Below are 17,134 nucleotides of genomic sequence, written 5' to 3' on the forward strand. Positions count from 1 at the left end.
GACGGCAGGCGGGGGCAATGGCAGGTGCCGCTTCAGGGTTGAGCTGGGAAAGGCTCGCTAAGGTCGGACTGCCGCGTCATTGGCGCGGCGCCATGGCCGCTGGCGTTCTGTTGGTGGGCGTCCTGCTGGCCATCGCGACGACGACCGTCCTTGGGCCGCTGGCGCAGGGCGCCGAAAGCCGGATGCTGCGGCTGATCCTGCTGCTGGATCTGGCCTATCTGATCCTGCTGATCGGAATCATCGTGCTGCGCATGGCCCGGCTGATCACGGCACGCCGAAAGACCGCTGCCGGGTCCCGGCTTCATGCGCGTCTGGTGCTGGTCTTTGCCGGTCTGGCCCTTGTGCCCACGGTGCTTGTGGCGCTGTTCGCGGGCTTCCTGGTCAATATCGGGCTGGAAGGCTGGTTCTCGGGGCGGGTGCAGCAGGTCGTGACCACGTCCCAGGCCGCCGCCGAGGCTTATCAGGAAGAACATCGCAGCGACCTGACCGAGGATGCCCTGGCCCTTGCCAGCGTCCTGACCCAGGCGGGCCGCGCCAACCCCCTGATCGAGGACGGCGAGTTGCGCCTGCTGCTGGGGCAGGGACAGGCGCTGATCCAGCGGGGCCTGCGCGAAGCCTATATCATCAACGGGAACGGAGAGATCCGCGCCAGGGGCGAACGGTCCTACCTGTTCTGGTACGAGGCCCCCTCCAGCGGCGATCTGGACCGCGCCCAGGCCGAAGGCGTGGTGCTGATCCAGGATTGGCAGAACAACGAGTTCCGCGCTCTTGTGGCCCTGCCGCCGCTGGCCGACCGCTATCTTTACGTCACGCGCGACGTGGACGGCGACCTTCTGGGGCTGGTGGACGATACGCGCGCGACCGTCGGCAGCTATCGCCAGCTTGAACAAACCCGCAGCCAGGTGCTGTTCGAGTTTTCGCTGGTCTATCTGGCCTTCGCGCTGCTGCTGGTCGCGGCCGCCGTGCTGCTGGGGCTGTGGTTCGCCTCGCGCCTGTCGCGGCCCATCGGGCTTCTGGCGCAGGCCAGCGAGCAGGTGGGCCACGGCAATCTGGATGTGCAGGTGCCCGAACCCGACACGGGGGACGAGATCCAGACCCTGGGCCAGTCCTTCAACCGCATGACCCGCCAGTTGAAGGCGCAGCGCGAGGAATTGGTCGACAGCTACCGCGTCAGCGACGAACAGCGGCGCCTGTTCGACAATGTCCTGTCATCAGTCACGTCTGGCGTCATCGGCCTGGACGCGGCGGGGGAAATAGATTTCGTCAACCGATCCGCCAGCCGCCTGCTGGGGCTGGACCCCAAGCGCGACATCGACGCGCTGCTGTTCGAGGCGGTGCCGGAATTCGCGCCGCTGTTCGACCGGCTGTCAGCCTCGGTCGCGGAAACCGTGCAGGACGAGGTGCGGCTGATGCGCGAGGGTCGCGTCGAAAGCCTGCTGGTGCGCATGGCGGTCCGGCGCGGCACCGACGGCGACCTGGAAGGCTATGTGGTGGCCTTCGACGACGTGACCGAGCTTGTCACCGCGCAGCGCATGGCCGCCTGGGGCGACGTCGCCCGCCGTGTCGCGCACGAGATCAAGAACCCACTGACACCAATCCAGCTGTCCGCCGAACGCCTGCGCCGCAAGTTCGGCAAGCTGGCCACGCCCGAGGACAAGGCCTCCTTGGACCAGTATACCGACGTGATCATCCGCCAGACCGGCGACCTGCGCCGCATCGTGGACGAATTCAGCCGCTTTGCCCGGATGCCCGAACCCGACCGGGCCGAAACCGACCTTGCCGCCCTGCTGCGAGAGGTTGCGCTGTTGCAGCAGGACGCGCTGAAGGGCGCCCTTGTGGCCGACATCCCCGACGGTCCGGTGATCGTCGACTGCGACGCCGGGATGCTGCGGCAGGCCTTCACGAACCTGGTGAAGAACGCGGGCGAAGCCGTTGACGAACGTGCCGAAAATCCGCCCCCCGGGTGGCAACCCAGGGTCGCCGTGACGCTGCGGGCGGATCATGACGCGGTCACGATCCAGATCGCCGACAACGGTCCCGGCCTGCCCGCCGACCGGTCGCGCCTGTTCGAGCCCTACGTGACCATGAAGGCCAGCGGCACGGGCCTGGGCCTGCCCATCGTCAAGAAGATCGTCGAGGAGCATGGCGGCAGCCTGTCCCTGTCGGACGGCCCCGGCGGGCAGGGCGCCCTGGCCGAGATCCGCCTGCCGCGGGAACGCCATCCCGTGCGCGGCGCGCAACGCAAGACCAAAACAAAAGAAGATGAGGCAGCACCGATATGAGCGATATCCTGATCGTTGACGACGAACGCGATATCCGCGAACTGGTCGCGGATATCCTGAAGGACGAGGGGTTCGAGACGCGCCTTGCCGCGAACTCGGACGAGGCGCTGGCGGCGTTGAACGAACGCCCGCCTTCGCTGATGGTCCTGGACATCTGGCTGAAGGACAGCCGCATGGACGGGATCGACATCCTCAAGCAGGTCAAGCGCAACAACCCCGATGTGCCGGTCATCATCATCTCGGGCCATGGCAACATCGAGATCGCGGTCGCGGCGATCAAGCAGGGCGCCTATGACTTCATCGAGAAGCCGTTCAACATCGACCAGCTGATGGTGGTGGTGAACCGCGCCATGGAAACCAGCCGCCTGCGCCGCGAGAACAGCACCCTGCGGCGGGGATCCGATCGCGCGACCGAGATGCTGGGCCATTCGGTCGCCTTCAAGCGGCTGCGCGACAACCTGGACAAGGTGGCGAAATCCAACGGCCGCGTGATGCTGGCGGGCGAACCGGGGACCGGCAAGGAGATGGCCGCCCGCTATATCCATGCCCATAGCCCCCGCGCATCGGCGCCCTTCGTCACCGTCCCCTGCGCCACCATCGAGCCCGAGCGGATGGAGGAAGTCCTGTTCGGCCGCGAAACGCCCGAACGCGGGATCGAGCCGGGGCTTCTGGAACAGGCCCATGGCGGGGTGATCTACTTCGACGAGGTGGGCGACATGCCGATGGGCACCCAGCCCAAGATCCTGCGCGTGCTGACCGAACAGCAGTTCGTGCGGGCAGGGGGCGCGGACCGGGTGCGGGTGGATTTGCGGGTCATCTCCTCGACCAACCGCGACCTGCCGGCAGAAATCGCGGCCGGCCGGTTCCGGCAAGAGCTTTACGACCGGCTGAACGTGGTGCCGGTGGCGGTGCCCTCGCTGATCGAACGGCGCGACGACATCGTCCTGCTGGGCCGCCATTTCATCGACCAGTTTCACCGGACCCAGGGCCTGCACCCGCGCGAACTGCCCGAGGAAACGATTGCCGCGCTGCAATCCATGCGGTGGCCCGGCAACATCCGCCAGCTGCGCAACGTCATCGAGCGGGTGCTGATCCTTGCCGAAAGCAGTGGCCCGATCCAGCCGGCCGAGCTTGAGCCGCAGGGGGCCACACCCGACAACAGCGACGCCCTGTCCCTGGGACCGCAGATCACGGCCATGGCCCTGCGCGAAGCGCGCGAGATGTTCGAACGCGAATACCTGGTGGCCCAGATCAACCGCTTCGGCGGCAATATCAGCCGCACCGCGCAATTCGTGGGGATGGAGCGCAGCGCCCTGCATCGCAAGCTGAAATCCTTGGGCGTGGTCGGCGGGATGCGGGCCGAGGACGAGTTCCTGATGGGCAAGTGACCACCGCGGCCCCGGCCCATCGCGGGCGGTTGCGCGATGCGTCCCGTCGTCATAGGCAGGGCGTGACGCGCAATCTGCGGGCAGCAGGGGAACGGGCATGAAGATCATCATCTGCGGCGCGGGCCAGGTCGGCTGGCAGATCGCCCGGCACCTGTCGGGCGAACGCAACGATGTCACCGTCATCGACAACAATGCCGAACTGATCCGCCGCGCGACCGACGCCCTGGACGTGCAGGGCGTCACGGGCTTTGCCAGCCACCCCGACGTGCTGGACCAAGCGGGCGCGCGCGATGCCGACCTGATCATCGCCGCCACCCATTCGGACGAGGTGAACATGGTCACCTGCCAGGTGGCCCATTCGATCTTCCAGGTGCCGCGCAAGATCGCCCGGCTGCGCAGCAACGCCTATCTGGATGCCATCTATTCCGATCTCTACACCACGTCGCACCTGCCCATCGACGTGGTCATCAGCCCCGAACGAGAGGTCGCGAATGCCGCCCTGCAACGGCTGTCCGCGCCGTCCACCTTTGACGTCGAAACCTTCATGGGCGGCAAGGTGCAGCTTCTGGGCATCGTGCTGGAGGAGGACTGCCCGGCGCTGAACACGCCCCTGCGGCAGTTGAGCGAACTGTTCTCGACCCTGCGCGCCATCGTCGTGGGCGTGCGCCGCCAGGGGCGGCTTTTCGCGCCGGAACCGGGCGACCAGTTGTTCGCGCATGACCAGATCTATGTCTTCAGCCACCGCGAGGATGTGGGCCGCACGCTGGAAATCTTCGGCAAGCCGCCCTTGAAGCAGGAACGCATCGCCATCATCGGCGCGGGCAACGTGGGCCTTGCCGTGGCACAGGCACTTGAAGCCCGCCCCGACCGCATCCGCGCCAAGCTGATCGAACGCGACCGCAGCCGCGCCGAGTTCGCGGCCGACCGTCTTGAACGCACCATCGTGCTGAACGGCGACGGCTTGTCCGCCGAACTGCTGGAGGAAGCGGCGGTGCCTAGTGCCGACGCGGTCCTGGCCGTGACGGACGACGACAAGACGAACATCCTGGCATCCGTGCGCGCCAAGCAGGCCGGGGCCAAGCTGGCCATCGCGCTGATCAACGACCCGACGATGGTGCCCCTGATGGAGGTGCTGGACATCGACGCCTATATCAACCCGCGCGCCACCACCGTGTCCACGATCCTCCGCCATATCCGCCACGGTCGGGTGCGCGACATCTATTCCATCGGCGACGCCGAGGCCGAGGTGATCGAGGCGCAGGCGCTGTCCACCTCGCCCATCTCGGGACGGACGATCCGCGACATCGAGTTTCCGGAAGGTGTGCTGATTGGCGCCGTGCAGAAGGGTGACCGGATCGTGAAGCCCGTCCCCGACACGCGGATCGAGGAAGGCGACGTGATCCTGATGTTCGCCCTTACCAAGGACGTGCCAGAGGTCGAGCGGCTTCTGCAGGTCTCGATCGACTTCTTCTGACGCGCGATGACCGGCCTTCTGCGCCTGCCGCTGTTCGTTCTTGTCGCCGCCCTGACCGGGCTGTCGATGATGGTTCCCGCGGCCTATGCCTCGGTCACCAACAATGACGAACTGGCGCGGATCTTCCTGTATTCGGGCCTTCTGGTGCTGGTTGTGGCGGGGCTGATCGGCCTTGCCACGGCGGCCAACCCGCGCCAGGCCCGGCCGCGCGACGCGCTGCTGACCATGCTGGCCGTCTATGCCGGAATGCCCCTGGTCATGGCGCTGCCCTTTGCCGAGGCCATGCCCGACACCGGCCTGTTCCATGCCTGGTGGGAAATGACCTCGGCCCTGACGACGACCGGGGCCTCGCTCTACTCGGCCGATCTGCTGCCGATGCCCCTGCATCTGTGGCGGGCGATGGCGGGCTGGATGGGCGGGCTGTTCATCCTGGTCGCCGCGACCGCGATCCTGGCGCCCCTGCATATCGGCGGGTTCGAGATCATGGCCCAGCCCTATGGACGGCGGGAATATCACGAACGGCTGCCCCGCTCGGCCGATCCGCTGGACCGCAACCCGCATCTGTCCGGCCCGGCCTTCCGGACCGTCCTGACCCATCCGCATTACCGGCTGATGCGGTCGGCGTTGGCCGTTTTTCCCGTCTATGCGGGGCTCACGCTTGCCCTGTGGCTGATCCTGCTTCTGCTGGGGGATCCGGCGCTGATCGCGCTGTGCCGGTCGATGGGCACGCTGTCCACCAGTGGCATTTCTCCGGTCCTTGGCCCCGTCGGCGGCAGTTCGGGGCTGCCGGGGGAAATGGCCGTGTTCCTGTTCCTGATCCCGGCGCTGTCCCGCCGCTTCTGGCCCGGCGGGGGCGAGTTGCGGGCCAGCGACCGCCTGGCCGACGACCCCGAGCTGAAGATGGCCTGCGCCTTCGTCTCGCTGGTCGCGCTGTCCCTGTTCACGCGCCATTTCCTGGGCGCGATCGATGCGACGCAGGCACCCGCCGGAACGTCCGAGATGGTGTATGACCTGGAAAGCGGGCTTGCGGCCTTCTGGGGCGGGCTGTTCAACGGCCTCAGCTATCTGACGACAACCGGCTGGACCTCGATCGACTGGCAGGGCGCACGGGCCTGGTCGGGCCTGACCTCGCCCGGCCTGATCCTGGCGGGGCTGGCGATGATGGGGGGCGGGGTCGCCACCACGGCGGGCGGGGTCAAGCTGCTGCGCGTCTATGCGCTGGCCCGCCACGGCCAGCGGGAGATGGAGCGGATCGTGCATCCCAATTCCGTCGCGGGCGGCGGCCAGATCGCCCGGCGCCTGCGCCGCGAGGGGGCTTACCTGGCCTTCATCTTCTTCATGCTGTTCGCGACATCCATTGCCGTCGTGGTGGCGCTTGTGTCGATCCAGCGGATCGAGATCGAGACAGCCACGATCCTGTCGATTGCCGCGCTGACCAACACCGGCCCCCTGGCCGCGGCCATCCCGCTGACGCCTGCATTCGAAGGCACGGCGGGCATCGCCTCGGCGCCCTGGGAAGGGTGGTCGGGGTTGCCCGTCTTCACCAAGGCGGTGCTGGCGGGGGCGATGATCGTGGGGCGGATGGAAACGCTGGCTGTTCTGGCGCTGTTCTCGCCCCAGTTCTGGCGCCGTTAGGCCGTAACGGTTTCGTGTCCGACCTGCTTGCAAGCGGTCGGTCAACGGCTTAGATGTAAAAACCACAGGGACAGTTCGAAAACGGAAATAAGAATGGCTGGCGACAAGCAGAACCTGCAGGACGCGTTTCTCAACCATGTCCGCAAGGCGAAGGTGCCCGTCACGATCTTCCTGATCAACGGTGTCAAGTTGCAGGGCGTCATTACCTGGTTCGACAATTTCTGCGTTCTTCTTCGCCGCGACGGCCAGTCCCAACTGGTTTACAAGCACGCCATCAGCACGATCATGCCGGGTCAGCCCATTTCGCTGTACGAAGGCGAGGATTGATTGGCAGAACTCACGGAAACCGAAGCAAGACCCACCCGCGCCTATGTGATCCATCCGGATCTGGCCAGCCGCACCCAGCGGCGCGAGCCCGAACATGCCCTGGCCGAGGCGGTGGCCCTGGCCCATGCGCTGCCGGGGATCGAGATCGTGGGCGACGAGGTTGCGCGCCTGCGCAAGCCTGATGCGGGTCGCCTGTTCGGCAAGGGCAAGCTGGCCGAGATCGGCGAGCGCCTGACCGAGGGAGAGGTCGATCTGGTGCTGGTGGACGGCCCTGTCAGCCCCGTGCAGCAGCGCAACCTGGAAAAGGATTGGGGCGTCAAGCTTCTGGACCGGACGGGGTTGATCCTGGAAATCTTCGCCGACCGCGCCCGGACCCGCGAAGGCGTGCTTCAGGTGGAACTGGCCGCGCTGTCCTATCAGCGCACGCGGTTGGTGCGCGCCTGGACCCACCTGGAACGGCAGCGGGGCGGGCTTGGCTTCGTGGGCGGTCCGGGGGAAACGCAGATCGAGGCTGACCGCCGCGCCATCGACGAACAGATGACGCGCCTGCGCCGCCAGCTTGAACGTGTGGTCAAGACCCGCACCCTGCACCGCGCCGCCCGCGCCAAGGTGCCCTATCCCATCGTCGCGCTTGTGGGCTACACGAACGCCGGGAAATCGACGTTGTTCAACCGCCTGACCGGGGCCGAGGTTCTGGCCAAGGACATGCTGTTCGCCACGCTGGACCCGACGATGCGGGCGATCCGCCTGCCGGGTGCCAAGGGTGCTGCGGGCGGTGGACAGGGACGCAAGATCATCCTGTCGGACACCGTCGGCTTCATCAGCGACCTGCCCACCGAACTGGTCGCAGCCTTCCGCGCCACATTGGAGGAGGTGCTTGAGGCAGACCTGATCCTGCATGTCCGCGACATCAGCCACCCCGAGACCGAGGAACAGGCCGCCGACGTGGCCGAGATCCTGGAAAGCCTGGGCGTGGACGAGGATGTCGCCCTGATCGAGGTCTGGAACAAGATCGACGCGCTGTCCGCCGACACCCGCGCCGCCCTGCGCCGCACCGATGCGCGCACAGAAGGCATCCAGGCCGTCAGCGCCCTGTCGGGAGAGGGGCTGGACGACCTGATCGCCGCCATCGACGCGCATCTCTCCGAAGCCCTGGACGAGCCGAAGACATCTGCCACGGTGACGCTGCCCTTCTCGGACGGGCGGCGCCGGGCCTGGCTGCACGAGGCGGGCGTGGTCGAGCGCGAGGAGTCGGGCGAGAATGGCGTGACGCTGCATCTTCTGTGGACTGACCGGCAGAAGGCGGGTTTCGCAGCGCTGAACGCCCCGGACGAGGACGAAGAGGCGTAGGGTGCGTGCTTGCACGCACCGTTGTTGAGGCCGGTTCCGGTGCGTGCAAGCACGCACCCAACGGACGCAAAGCAGGTTTCAGGCTGCCCAATCCACCGGTTGCCGCCCTTGCTGTTCCAGCCATTCATTGATCCGTGAAAATGGCTTGCTGCCAAAGAACCCCCGCCGCGCCGACAGCGGCGAGGGATGCGCCGTCGCGATCACCAGATCCTCGGCGCGCGGCAATCCTGCCACCGCCTTCTGCGCATGCGCCCCCCACAGCAGGAAGGCCAGTGGTCCGTGCTTCTGTGCATCAGTCACGGCATCGCGTGCCAGCCGGTCCCAGCCCCAGGAAGCGTGCCGCCCTGCATCCCCCGGCGGCACCGACAGGGATGTATTCAGCAGCAGCACACCCTGATGCGCCCAACCCGACAGATCGCCCGTAGCCGGGGCCGCGCCGATGTCGTCGCGCAGTTCCGTGAAGATGTTCTTCAGCGACCGGGGCAGGGCCACCTCGGGCGCGACCGAAAAGGCCAGGCCATTCGCATGGCCCGGCGTCGGATAGGGATCCTGGCCCAGGATCACGACCCGCACCCGTTCCGGCGGCGTCGCCTCGAGCGCGGCAAAGACCAGAGCGGGGCCGGGCAGCCAGTCGTCCAGGCCTTTCAGCCGGTCGCGGATCGCGGGCCAGTCCTGCCGGAAGAAGGGCAGGTGGTCCCAGGCCTTGGGCGGCTTCATGCCTCGGGCGCCCCGGTGACCTGCGCCAGGCGGGTCAGGCGGTCCATGGCCGCGCCGCTGTCGACGGATTCTGCGGCCATGACGGCCCCCTCGCGCAGGTCGCCCGCCTTTCCGGCGATTAGCAGCGCGGCCGCCGCGTTCAGCAGCACCGCGTCGCGATAGGCGCCGCGTTCCCCGCTCAGCAGCGCGCGAAAGGCCGCGGCGTTTTCATGCGGCTCGCCGCCGATGATCGCCTCGAAGGGGTGGCGGGGCAGGCCCGCATCCTCGGGGGTCACGGTGAACTCGGTGATCTCGCCATCCTTCAGCGCGGCGACATGGGTTTCGCCGGCGATGCTGATCTCGTCGGTGCCATCGGCGCCGTGGACCAGCCAGGCAGCCTCGCTGCCCAAGTCGCGCAGGACCTCGGCCATGGGGCGGATCCAGTCGGCGCTGAAGGCGCCCGTCAGCTGCCGCCGGACCGATGCGGGATTCGTCAACGGTCCCAGCAGGTTGAAGACGGTTCTTGTGCCCAGTTCCGCGCGTGGCGGGCCGACATGGCGCATGGCCGGATGGTGCATCGTCGCCATCATGAAGCAGATGCCCGCCCGGGCCACCGCCTCCTGCGCCACGGCAGGCCCGCCCAGCACATTGATCCCCATCGCGGTCAGCGCATCCGCCGCGCCCGATTTCGACGACAGGTTGCGGTTGCCGTGCTTTGCGACCGGCACGCCCGCGCCCGCCACCACAAAGGCCGTCGCGGTCGAGATGTTCAGCGTGCCCTTGCCGTCCCCGCCGGTGCCCACAATGTCGATCGCGCCTGCCGGGGCGGTGATGCGGTGCATCCGCTGGCGCATGGCGCGGGCGGCGGCGGCGATCTCGTCCACCGTCTCGCCGCGCACGCGCAGGGCCATCAGCAGCCCGCCGATCTGGGCAGGGGTCGCCGCGCCGTCGAAGAGCGCGGAAAAGGCGGCCTCGGCCTCGGTTCCGGTCAGGGGGCGGGTGGCAGCGATCCCGATCAGCGGGCGGATGTCGGTCCCGCTCATGCCGCGGCTTTCCGGGGGGTGCAGCGGGCAAGGAAGGTGCGGATCATCTCGTGCCCGTATTCGGACGCGATGGATTCGGGGTGAAACTGCACCCCTTCGACCGGCAGGGCTTCGTGGATCAGGCCCATGATCGTGCCGTCGTCCGAGGTGGCGGTGACGCGCAGGCAGTTGGGCAGGCTTTCGGGCTGGACCGTCAGCGAATGATAACGCGTCGCGGTCAGGGGCGAGGGCAGGTCTGCGAAGACGCCGGTGCCGTCATGGGTGATCGCGTCGGTTTTGCCATGCATGATCCGGTTGGCGCGCACGACCTTTCCCCCGAAGGCCTCGCCAATGGCCTGGTGGCCCAGGCAGACGCCGAACAGCGGAACGGCCCGGTCGGCGGCGGCGCGGATCAGGTCAAGGCAGATGCCCGCCTGCGCCGGATCGCAGGGCCCGGGCGAGATCACGATGCCTTCGGGCGCCATTGCCAAGGCTTCCTCGACCGTCAGGGCATCGTTGCGGCGCACGACGACCTCGGCCCCGGCCTCGGCCAGATAATGCACGAGGTTCCAGGTGAAGCTGTCATAGTTGTCGATCAGAAGGATCATGGTATGCGCCCTGATATGGTGGCGGTTTCCCCGCCCGGATGGGTCCGCTATAGATGGGGCAAAGCGCGCCGGGGGGTCAAGACCGGCACGGGCAAGAAGGGACAGATGGCACGCGGTTTCTGGACGGGTTTTCTGCATGGCGGGCTGGTCGGCGTCACCGCCCTTGCGGCCCTGTTGCTGGCCGTGCCCCTGCCGCAGCCGGATGCCGAGGCAGGGGCGCAGCCCGCGCAGGCCACTGTTCTGCCAGTCGCCCCCGACACCCCCGCGACTGCCGAGGTCCCAGAGGACAGCCCTGTGCCGCAGTCCGGTGAAGCAGAGGAAGCGGTTGCGGCGCCCCCGCCCGCCGGGACACCGCAAGCCGATGTGCCGGTGGCCGACCCCCCGCCCGCCGATGCCCCTGTCGCCGGTGCGGTCGATCTGCCCGTGGGGTCCGAGTTCGGGCGCGGCGGCGATCTTGCGCCCAGCCTGCCCGCGTCGCTTGCCTCGGATCGCCCGGCCGTGGCCGAGGCGCCTGCGGTCATGGCCCCCACCTCGGAACCCGCGCCGGTGGCGATCACCATGCCCGATCCGCGCCCGCAGCCAGCCGGCGATCAGGACGGCCCGGTCCAAGGGGCCCCGATCGCGGGCGAGGATGCGCCGCAGCTTGACCGTCCCGCGACGCTGGCCCGCCCCGGCCTTCCCCTGCTGCCGGGTCGCGCCGCCGCGGAAGGCCCGGACGCCGTGCCGTTGATGCCGCTGGATCTGCCCGGCACCCCTTCCGCGCCGGGCCTGCCCGCGCCGGTGCTGGATCTTTCGCTGCCCCCCGACCTGTCGGATTTGCAAGGACTGTCGCGTGACTGAAGGCCTGACCCTGAACCCCGCCCTTGCGGCGACCTTTGCGCCCCCGGTGATGGAGGCGCGCCGCTGGCTGGCGGGCGTGACCTTTCCGGCGGATCGCCCGCTGATCAATGTCAGCCAGGCCGCCCCGGTCGAGCCTCCTCCCGTCGCCCTGCGCCGGGCAATGGCCGATGCGGCGATGGACCGGCCGGAAGCGCATCTTTATGGCCCGGTGCTGGGCAATCCCGACCTTCGCGCGGCAGTGGCGGCCGAGTTTTCCCGCAGCTATGGCGGAACAGTCGATCCGGGGCAGGTGGCCATCACCCAGGGCTGCAACCAGGCCTTCTGCGCAACGATCACGACGCTGGCGCGGGCCGGGGATCAGGTCATCCTGCCCACGCCCTGGTATTTCAACCACAAGATGTGGCTGGACATGCAAGGCATCGCGGCGGTGCCCTTGCCCTGCGGCGAGGGGCTGCTGCCCGATCCGGACCGTGCGGCCGCCCTGATCGGCCCCCGGACGCGGGCGATCGTGCTGGTGACGCCCAACAACCCCTCGGGCGCGGAATACCCAGCCGGCCTTGTGGGCCGCTTCTTCGACCTGGCGCAGGAACGCGGCATCGCGCTGATCCTGGACGAAACCTATCGCGATTTCGACAGCCGGGCAGGGGCGCCGCACGACCTGCTGGCGCGGCCCGACTGGGACCGCACGGTGATCCAGCTTTACAGCTTCTCCAAGGCCTATCGGCTGACCGGGCATCGGGTGGGGGCGCTGATCGCCTCGACCGCGCGGATGGCGCAGGTCGAGAAGTTCCTGGACACCGTGGCGATCTGCCCGTCCCAGCTGGGCCAGATCGGCGCGCTGTGGGGAATGGGCAATTTGCGCGACTGGCTGGCAGGCGAACGGGCCGAGGTGCTGGCCCGGCGCGACGCGACGGTGGCGGCGCTGTCGGGCCTGCCGGGCTGGCGGGTGAAAAGCGCGGGCGCCTATTTCGCCTGGGTGCAGCATCCGCTGGCCGAATCCTCGGCCAGCCTGGCGCGGCGGATGGTTGCGGATATCGGCGTGCTGGCGCTGCCCGGCACCATGTTCATGCCGCCTGACGATCCCGACGGCGCGCGCCACCTGCGCATCGCCTTTGCCAATGTCGACGCCCCACGGATCGCTCAACTGGCCGAGAGGCTGGCAGCGCTTTCGGGTTGACAGGCTTGTGGCAAGGCCGCGCGCGTCCTAAAGACAAGGCCGACACGAGAAGGGGAAGCACCGGGCCATGAAGAACCTGCGGACACATGGAAAATCGACGATCGTCTGGGTGCTGATGGGCCTGATGGTCCTGGGCCTGGGCGGCTTCGGCGTGACCAGCTTTTCGGGCGGCTCGACCTCGATCGGGTCGGTGGGCGACACGACGATCACCGCCGACGACTATGCCCGCGCGCTTCGCAACCAGATGAACGCCTATCAGCAGCAGACCGGCCAGCCGATGAGCATGGCGCAGGCCCAGGCGATGGGCCTGCCGCAGGCCGTGCAGTCGCAGTTGGTGACCGCCGCCGCGCTTGAGGAACAGGCCCGCCGCATCGGCGTGGCCGTCGGCGACGAGAAGGTGCGCCAGACCATCCTGGAGGCGCCTGCCTTCCGCGGCCCGACCGGCAGCTTCGACCGCGCCGCCTATGCCGAGGTGCTGCGCCGCGAGAACCTGTCCGAGGCCGAGTTCGAGCGCGAGGTCCGCACCGACGAAGCCCGCCTTCTGATCCAGCGGGCCGTGGCGGGCGGCGTCAGCGCCCCCGAAGCGGCTGTCGAGACCACGGCGAAGTGGATCCTTGAACGCCGCGACGTGTCCTGGCGCGAACTGACTGCCGACATGCTGCCCGCGCCCGTTGCCGAACCGGACGAGGAGACGCTGAAGGCCTGGCACAGCGCCAATGCCGACCGCTTCACCGCGCCGGAATTGCGCAAGATCACCTATGTCTGGCTGACCCCGGAAATCCTGGCCCCCGAGGTTCAACTGGACGAGGCCGCCCTGCGCGCCGCCTATGACGCCAACATCGACGAATACCAGCGGCCCGAGCGTCGCCTGGTCAGCCGCCTCGTCTTCCCCTCTGCCGAGGAAGCCGAGGCCGCGAAGGCGCAGATCGACGCCGGGACCGCGCCCTTTGAATCCTTTGTCATCCAGCGCGGGCTTCAGCCCGAGGACGCCGAACTGGGCGAGGTCGCCCAGGCCGACCTGGGCGCGGCGGGCGAGGCCGTGTTCGGGCTTGAACAGCCGGGCGTCGTCGGCCCCCTGCAGACCGATCTTGGACCCGCGCTCTTCTCGGTCCACGCCATTCTGGATCCTGTGAACATCCCCTTCGAGGAAGCCCAGCAGGATCTGCGGGCCGAAGCCGCCCTGGACCGTGCGGCCCGCACCATCGAGGACCGCATGGCCGAATACGAGGATCTGCTGGCAGGCGGGGCCACGCTGGAACAGGTGGCCGAGGAAACCGAGTTGCAGCTTGGCACCATCGAATGGTCCGCAGGCGCCACGCCCGAGGAAGGCAGCATCGCCGGCTACCAAGCGTTCCGCGACCGCGCAGCCGAGGCCACGGAAGCCGATTTTCCGGAACTGGCCAGCCTGGATGACGGCGGCGTCTTCGCCCTGCGGCTGGACGAGATCGTGCCCCCGACGCTGCGCCCCTTCGAGGAGGTCCGCGACGAAGTCGAGGCCGATTGGCGCCGTGCCGAAACGCATCGCCAGCTTCTGGCCCTTGCCGCCGAACAGCGCCTCACCACCGAGGCCGCCGAGGGCCAGCCCGCGCCGGAATGGACCGAGGTGAAGGATATCACCCGCGACGGCTGGATCGAGAATGCCCCGGCGGACGCTGTCGCCCGCGCCTTCGCCATGGCCGAACCCGGCGAGATCGAGATCGTGGATGCCGATAACAGGGTGATCCTGCTGCGCCTTGACTCGGTGGATCAGGCCGACCTGGCAGGCGAGGATGCGCAGCGCATCACCGACGCGGTGGGCGACCGGCTGGAGCAGTCGCTGCAGTCCGACCTCTTCGACTATTACGCCCGCGCCGTGCAGCGCGAGGCGGGGATCAGCCTGGACCAGTCCGCGATCAACGCCATCAACGCACAGGTCCAGTGATGGAACTGACACCCGACTTTGCCGCCTTCGAGGCGGCGTGGAACGCAGGTCAGAACCAGCTTGTCACCATCCGGCTGGCCGCGGACCTGGACACGCCGGTCAGCCTGATGCTGAAGCTGGCCGAGGCGGCGCCCATGTCCTTTATGCTGGAATCGGTCACGGGCGGCGAGGTGCGGGGCCGGTACTCCATCGTCGGCATGAAGCCCGACCTGATCTGGGACTGCCGCAACGGCAAGGCCCGCATCAATCGCCATGCGCGCTTTTCGGACGACTTCCAGCCCGACGACCGGCCTGCGCTTGACAGCCTGCGGGCGCTGATTGCCGAAAGCCGGATCGAGACCATGCCCGATGGCGTGCCCCCGGTCGCGGCGGGCCTGTTCGGATACCTGGGCTATGACATGATCCGGCTGGTCGAACACCTGCCGGACGTGAACCCCGACCCGCTGGACCTGCCCGACGCGATGCTGATGCGGCCCTCGGTCGTGGCGGTGCTGGACGGCGTGAAGGGAGAGGTGACGCTGTGCGCCCCCGCCTGGCACGACGGATCGGACAATGCCCGCGCAGCCTATGCACAGGCTGCGGAACGCGTGATGGACGCGCTGCGGTCGCTGGACCGCCAGCCGTCCGAACCGCGCGCCCTGGGTCACGACGCCCGGATCGGAGAGCCGGTTTCGAACTTCTCCAAGCCCGATTATCTGGCGGCGGTGGAGAAGGCCAAGGACTACATCCGCGCGGGCGACATCTTCCAGGTGGTCCCCAGTCAACGCTGGCGGATGGATTTCCCGCTGCCGCCGCTTGCGCTTTACCGCAGCCTGCGCCGGACCAATCCGTCGCCCTTCATGTTCTTCCTGAACCTGGGCGGCTTCCAGATCGTCGGTGCCAGCCCCGAGATCCTGGTGCGCCTGCGCGACGGAGAAGTGACGATCCGCCCCATCGCCGGCACCCGCCCGCGCGGCGCGGACGAGGCCGAGGATCGCGCGCTCGAGGCCGATCTGCTGGGCGACCAGAAGGAGCTGGCCGAACACCTGATGCTGCTGGACCTGGGCCGGAACGACGTGGGCCGGGTGGCGAAGCCCGGCACGGTGAAGCCCACGGAACAGTTCGTCATCGAACGATACAGCCATGTCATGCATATCGTGTCGAACGTGGTGGGCGAGTTGCGCGAGGACGAGGATGCGCTGTCCGCGCTGCTGGCAGGCCTGCCTGCGGGCACCGTGTCCGGCGCCCCAAAGGTCCGCGCGATGGAGATCATCGACGAACTGGAGCCGGAAAAGCGCGGCGTCTATGGCGGTGCGGTCGGATATTTCGCCGCCAATGGCGAGATGGACATGTGCATCGCGCTGCGCACGGGCGTGCTGAAGGACGGTGGGCTGTATATCCAGGCGGGGGGCGGGGTGGTCTATGACAGCGACCCGGAATCAGAGTTCACCGAAACCGTGAACAAAAGCCGCGCCCTTCAGCGCGCGGCCGAAGGTGCGGCCCGCTTCGTGCGCGGCAACTGACCCAAGATGAAACGGCCCCCGAAAGGGGGCCGATCATGTCGTGGTGCGACAGGGGGATCAGTTGGTCGCCGGGGCGGTGCCTTCGGTGGCGGCCCCATCGGCCGGCATCGTGCCATCGGCAGGCATTGCCGCGCCATCGGCGGGTGCGGCGCTTGGCGCCATCGGCTCGGTCGCGGTGGTCCCGGTCATCGCCGGGTCGGTCGTGGTGGCCGCAGCGTCCGGCGTGGTGGTCATCGTGGTGCTGTCGGTGGCCATGCCGCCGCCAGCCGCATCACCGCCGGCCGCATCGGGGGCCGCTTCCTGGTCACGGAACACATATTCCGGTGCAGCCTCGGCCTCTTCCTGGGTCAGGTCGCTGGTGATCTGCTGGGCGTCATAGTTGATCGTCAGCTGGTCCCACGGAACCGCGATCTGCTTTTCGCCGATGCCCAGGAAACCGCCGACGCCGATCACGGCCGCCTTCACGGTCCCGGCGTCACCGTCGATGATCACGTCGTTGATCTCGCCGATCGAGTTGCCGTCGGGCGATGTGACGGTCGCGTCGGTGATCCAGTCGATCCGCAATTCGTTCGCGGCCTGCTCTTGCTCGACCTTGCCGCTGGCGGCGACCTCGGCTTCGGCGGCACCCTCGGCCGCCGCCTCGGCATCGGCTTCCATCGGCGCGTCGGCCGCAGGCGCGGTTTCGGTGCCCATCGTGGTCGTGGTGTCGGTCGCAGGATCGGCGGGGGCAGGCGTGGTCGCTGCGTCCTGCGCGAAGGCCTGACCCATGATCAACGGCATGACGACGGCGGTGCTCAACATCAACTTGCGCATGTCTTTCCTCCTGATATGCCGCGCATAACTTGCGATGCGCGATTGAGGAAATAATGCCCGATTGGCCCGCTGGTTCCGGCGGCAGGCCTAAAATCGGCC

At 68.1% G+C, this 17,134-nt stretch carries 14 protein-coding genes; 10 read left to right on the forward strand and 4 right to left on the reverse strand.

The genetic code is table 11. From position 1 onward, the window contains the following. The first annotated feature begins 17 nt into the window (after window positions 1-17). The 6 genes from IE224_RS10545 to hflX all read left to right on the forward strand — a co-directional run bounded on the left by IE224_RS10545 (window position 18) and on the right by hflX (window position 8,456). A complete protein-coding gene (locus tag IE224_RS10545; protein WP_191310179.1) occupies window positions 18-2,282 on the forward strand; it encodes a sensor histidine kinase NtrY-like in 2,265 nt (754 codons plus the stop codon). Beyond that, window positions 2,279-3,670, forward strand: a complete 1,392-nt coding sequence (ntrX, locus tag IE224_RS10550) for a nitrogen assimilation response regulator NtrX (RefSeq protein ID WP_191310182.1) — start codon at window positions 2,279-2,281, stop codon at window positions 3,668-3,670. Before IE224_RS10545 ends, ntrX begins: the two co-directional genes overlap by 4 nt. Before the next feature lie 97 nt (window positions 3,671-3,767). Continuing rightward, on the forward strand, window positions 3,768-5,144 hold the full coding sequence (gene trkA, locus IE224_RS10555) for a Trk system potassium transporter TrkA (protein WP_191310184.1): 1,377 nt from the start codon (window positions 3,768-3,770) through the stop codon (window positions 5,142-5,144). Window positions 5,145-5,150: 6 nt separating this feature from the next. Next, the gene (locus IE224_RS10560) at window positions 5,151-6,779 is read left to right on the forward strand and encodes a potassium transporter TrkG (RefSeq protein ID WP_191310186.1); all 1,629 of its coding nucleotides are present in this window, start codon (window positions 5,151-5,153) and stop codon (window positions 6,777-6,779) included. Between the two features lie 93 nt (window positions 6,780-6,872). Next, window positions 6,873-7,106, forward strand: coding sequence for an RNA chaperone Hfq (hfq, locus tag IE224_RS10565; protein WP_020949330.1), 234 nt, complete (start codon window positions 6,873-6,875; stop codon window positions 7,104-7,106). Then, window positions 7,107-8,456, forward strand: coding sequence for a GTPase HflX (hflX, locus tag IE224_RS10570; RefSeq protein ID WP_191310188.1), 1,350 nt, complete (start codon window positions 7,107-7,109; stop codon window positions 8,454-8,456). A 78-nt stretch (window positions 8,457-8,534) separates the two neighbouring features. Here the strand turns inward: hflX and IE224_RS10575 are convergent, their stop codons facing one another. From IE224_RS10575 to IE224_RS10585, 3 genes are read right to left on the reverse strand one after another with little or no spacing between them, the layout of a single operon-like run. Continuing rightward, window positions 8,535-9,173 (reverse strand): uracil-DNA glycosylase, encoded by a 639-nt coding sequence (locus IE224_RS10575; protein WP_167621606.1) that lies wholly within the window; start codon window positions 9,171-9,173, stop codon window positions 8,535-8,537. Further along, window positions 9,170-10,195, reverse strand: a complete 1,026-nt coding sequence (gene trpD, locus IE224_RS10580; protein ID WP_191310190.1) for an anthranilate phosphoribosyltransferase — start codon at window positions 10,193-10,195, stop codon at window positions 9,170-9,172. Before trpD ends, IE224_RS10575 begins: the two co-directional genes overlap by 4 nt. Continuing rightward, window positions 10,192-10,782: an anthranilate synthase component II gene (locus IE224_RS10585; RefSeq protein ID WP_191310192.1), complete on the reverse strand. Its 591-nt coding sequence runs from the start codon at window positions 10,780-10,782 to the stop codon at window positions 10,192-10,194. Before IE224_RS10585 ends, trpD begins: the two co-directional genes overlap by 4 nt. A gap of 105 nt (window positions 10,783-10,887) precedes the next feature. Between IE224_RS10585 and IE224_RS10590 the strand changes: the two genes are divergently transcribed. From IE224_RS10590 to trpE, 4 genes are all read left to right on the forward strand, one after another. Beyond that, entirely contained in the window at window positions 10,888-11,622 is a 735-nt protein-coding gene (locus IE224_RS10590; RefSeq protein ID WP_191310194.1) for a hypothetical protein, read from the forward strand. After that, on the forward strand, window positions 11,615-12,799 hold the full coding sequence (locus IE224_RS10595) for an aminotransferase (RefSeq protein ID WP_268246540.1): 1,185 nt from the start codon (window positions 11,615-11,617) through the stop codon (window positions 12,797-12,799). Before IE224_RS10590 ends, IE224_RS10595 begins: the two co-directional genes overlap by 8 nt. A gap of 67 nt (window positions 12,800-12,866) precedes the next feature. Next, the gene (locus IE224_RS10600) at window positions 12,867-14,720 is read left to right on the forward strand and encodes a peptidylprolyl isomerase (protein WP_229849332.1); all 1,854 of its coding nucleotides are present in this window, start codon (window positions 12,867-12,869) and stop codon (window positions 14,718-14,720) included. After that, window positions 14,720-16,222 carry an anthranilate synthase component I gene (gene trpE / locus IE224_RS10605; RefSeq protein WP_191310196.1) on the forward strand — a complete coding sequence of 501 codons (1,503 nt, stop codon included), beginning with the start codon at window positions 14,720-14,722 and terminating at the stop codon, window positions 16,220-16,222. Before IE224_RS10600 ends, trpE begins: the two co-directional genes overlap by 1 nt. Window positions 16,223-16,279: 57 nt before the next feature. Here trpE and IE224_RS10610 read toward each other — a convergent pair whose 3' ends face one another. Beyond that, the gene (locus tag IE224_RS10610) at window positions 16,280-17,035 is read right to left on the reverse strand and encodes a PRC-barrel domain-containing protein (protein ID WP_191310197.1); all 756 of its coding nucleotides are present in this window, start codon (window positions 17,033-17,035) and stop codon (window positions 16,280-16,282) included. Window positions 17,036-17,134: the final 99 nt, after the last annotated feature.

It is taken from the genome of Paracoccus aerius, assembly GCF_014656455.1.
GTDB classification, from domain to species: Bacteria; Pseudomonadota; Alphaproteobacteria; order Rhodobacterales; family Rhodobacteraceae; genus Paracoccus; species Paracoccus aerius.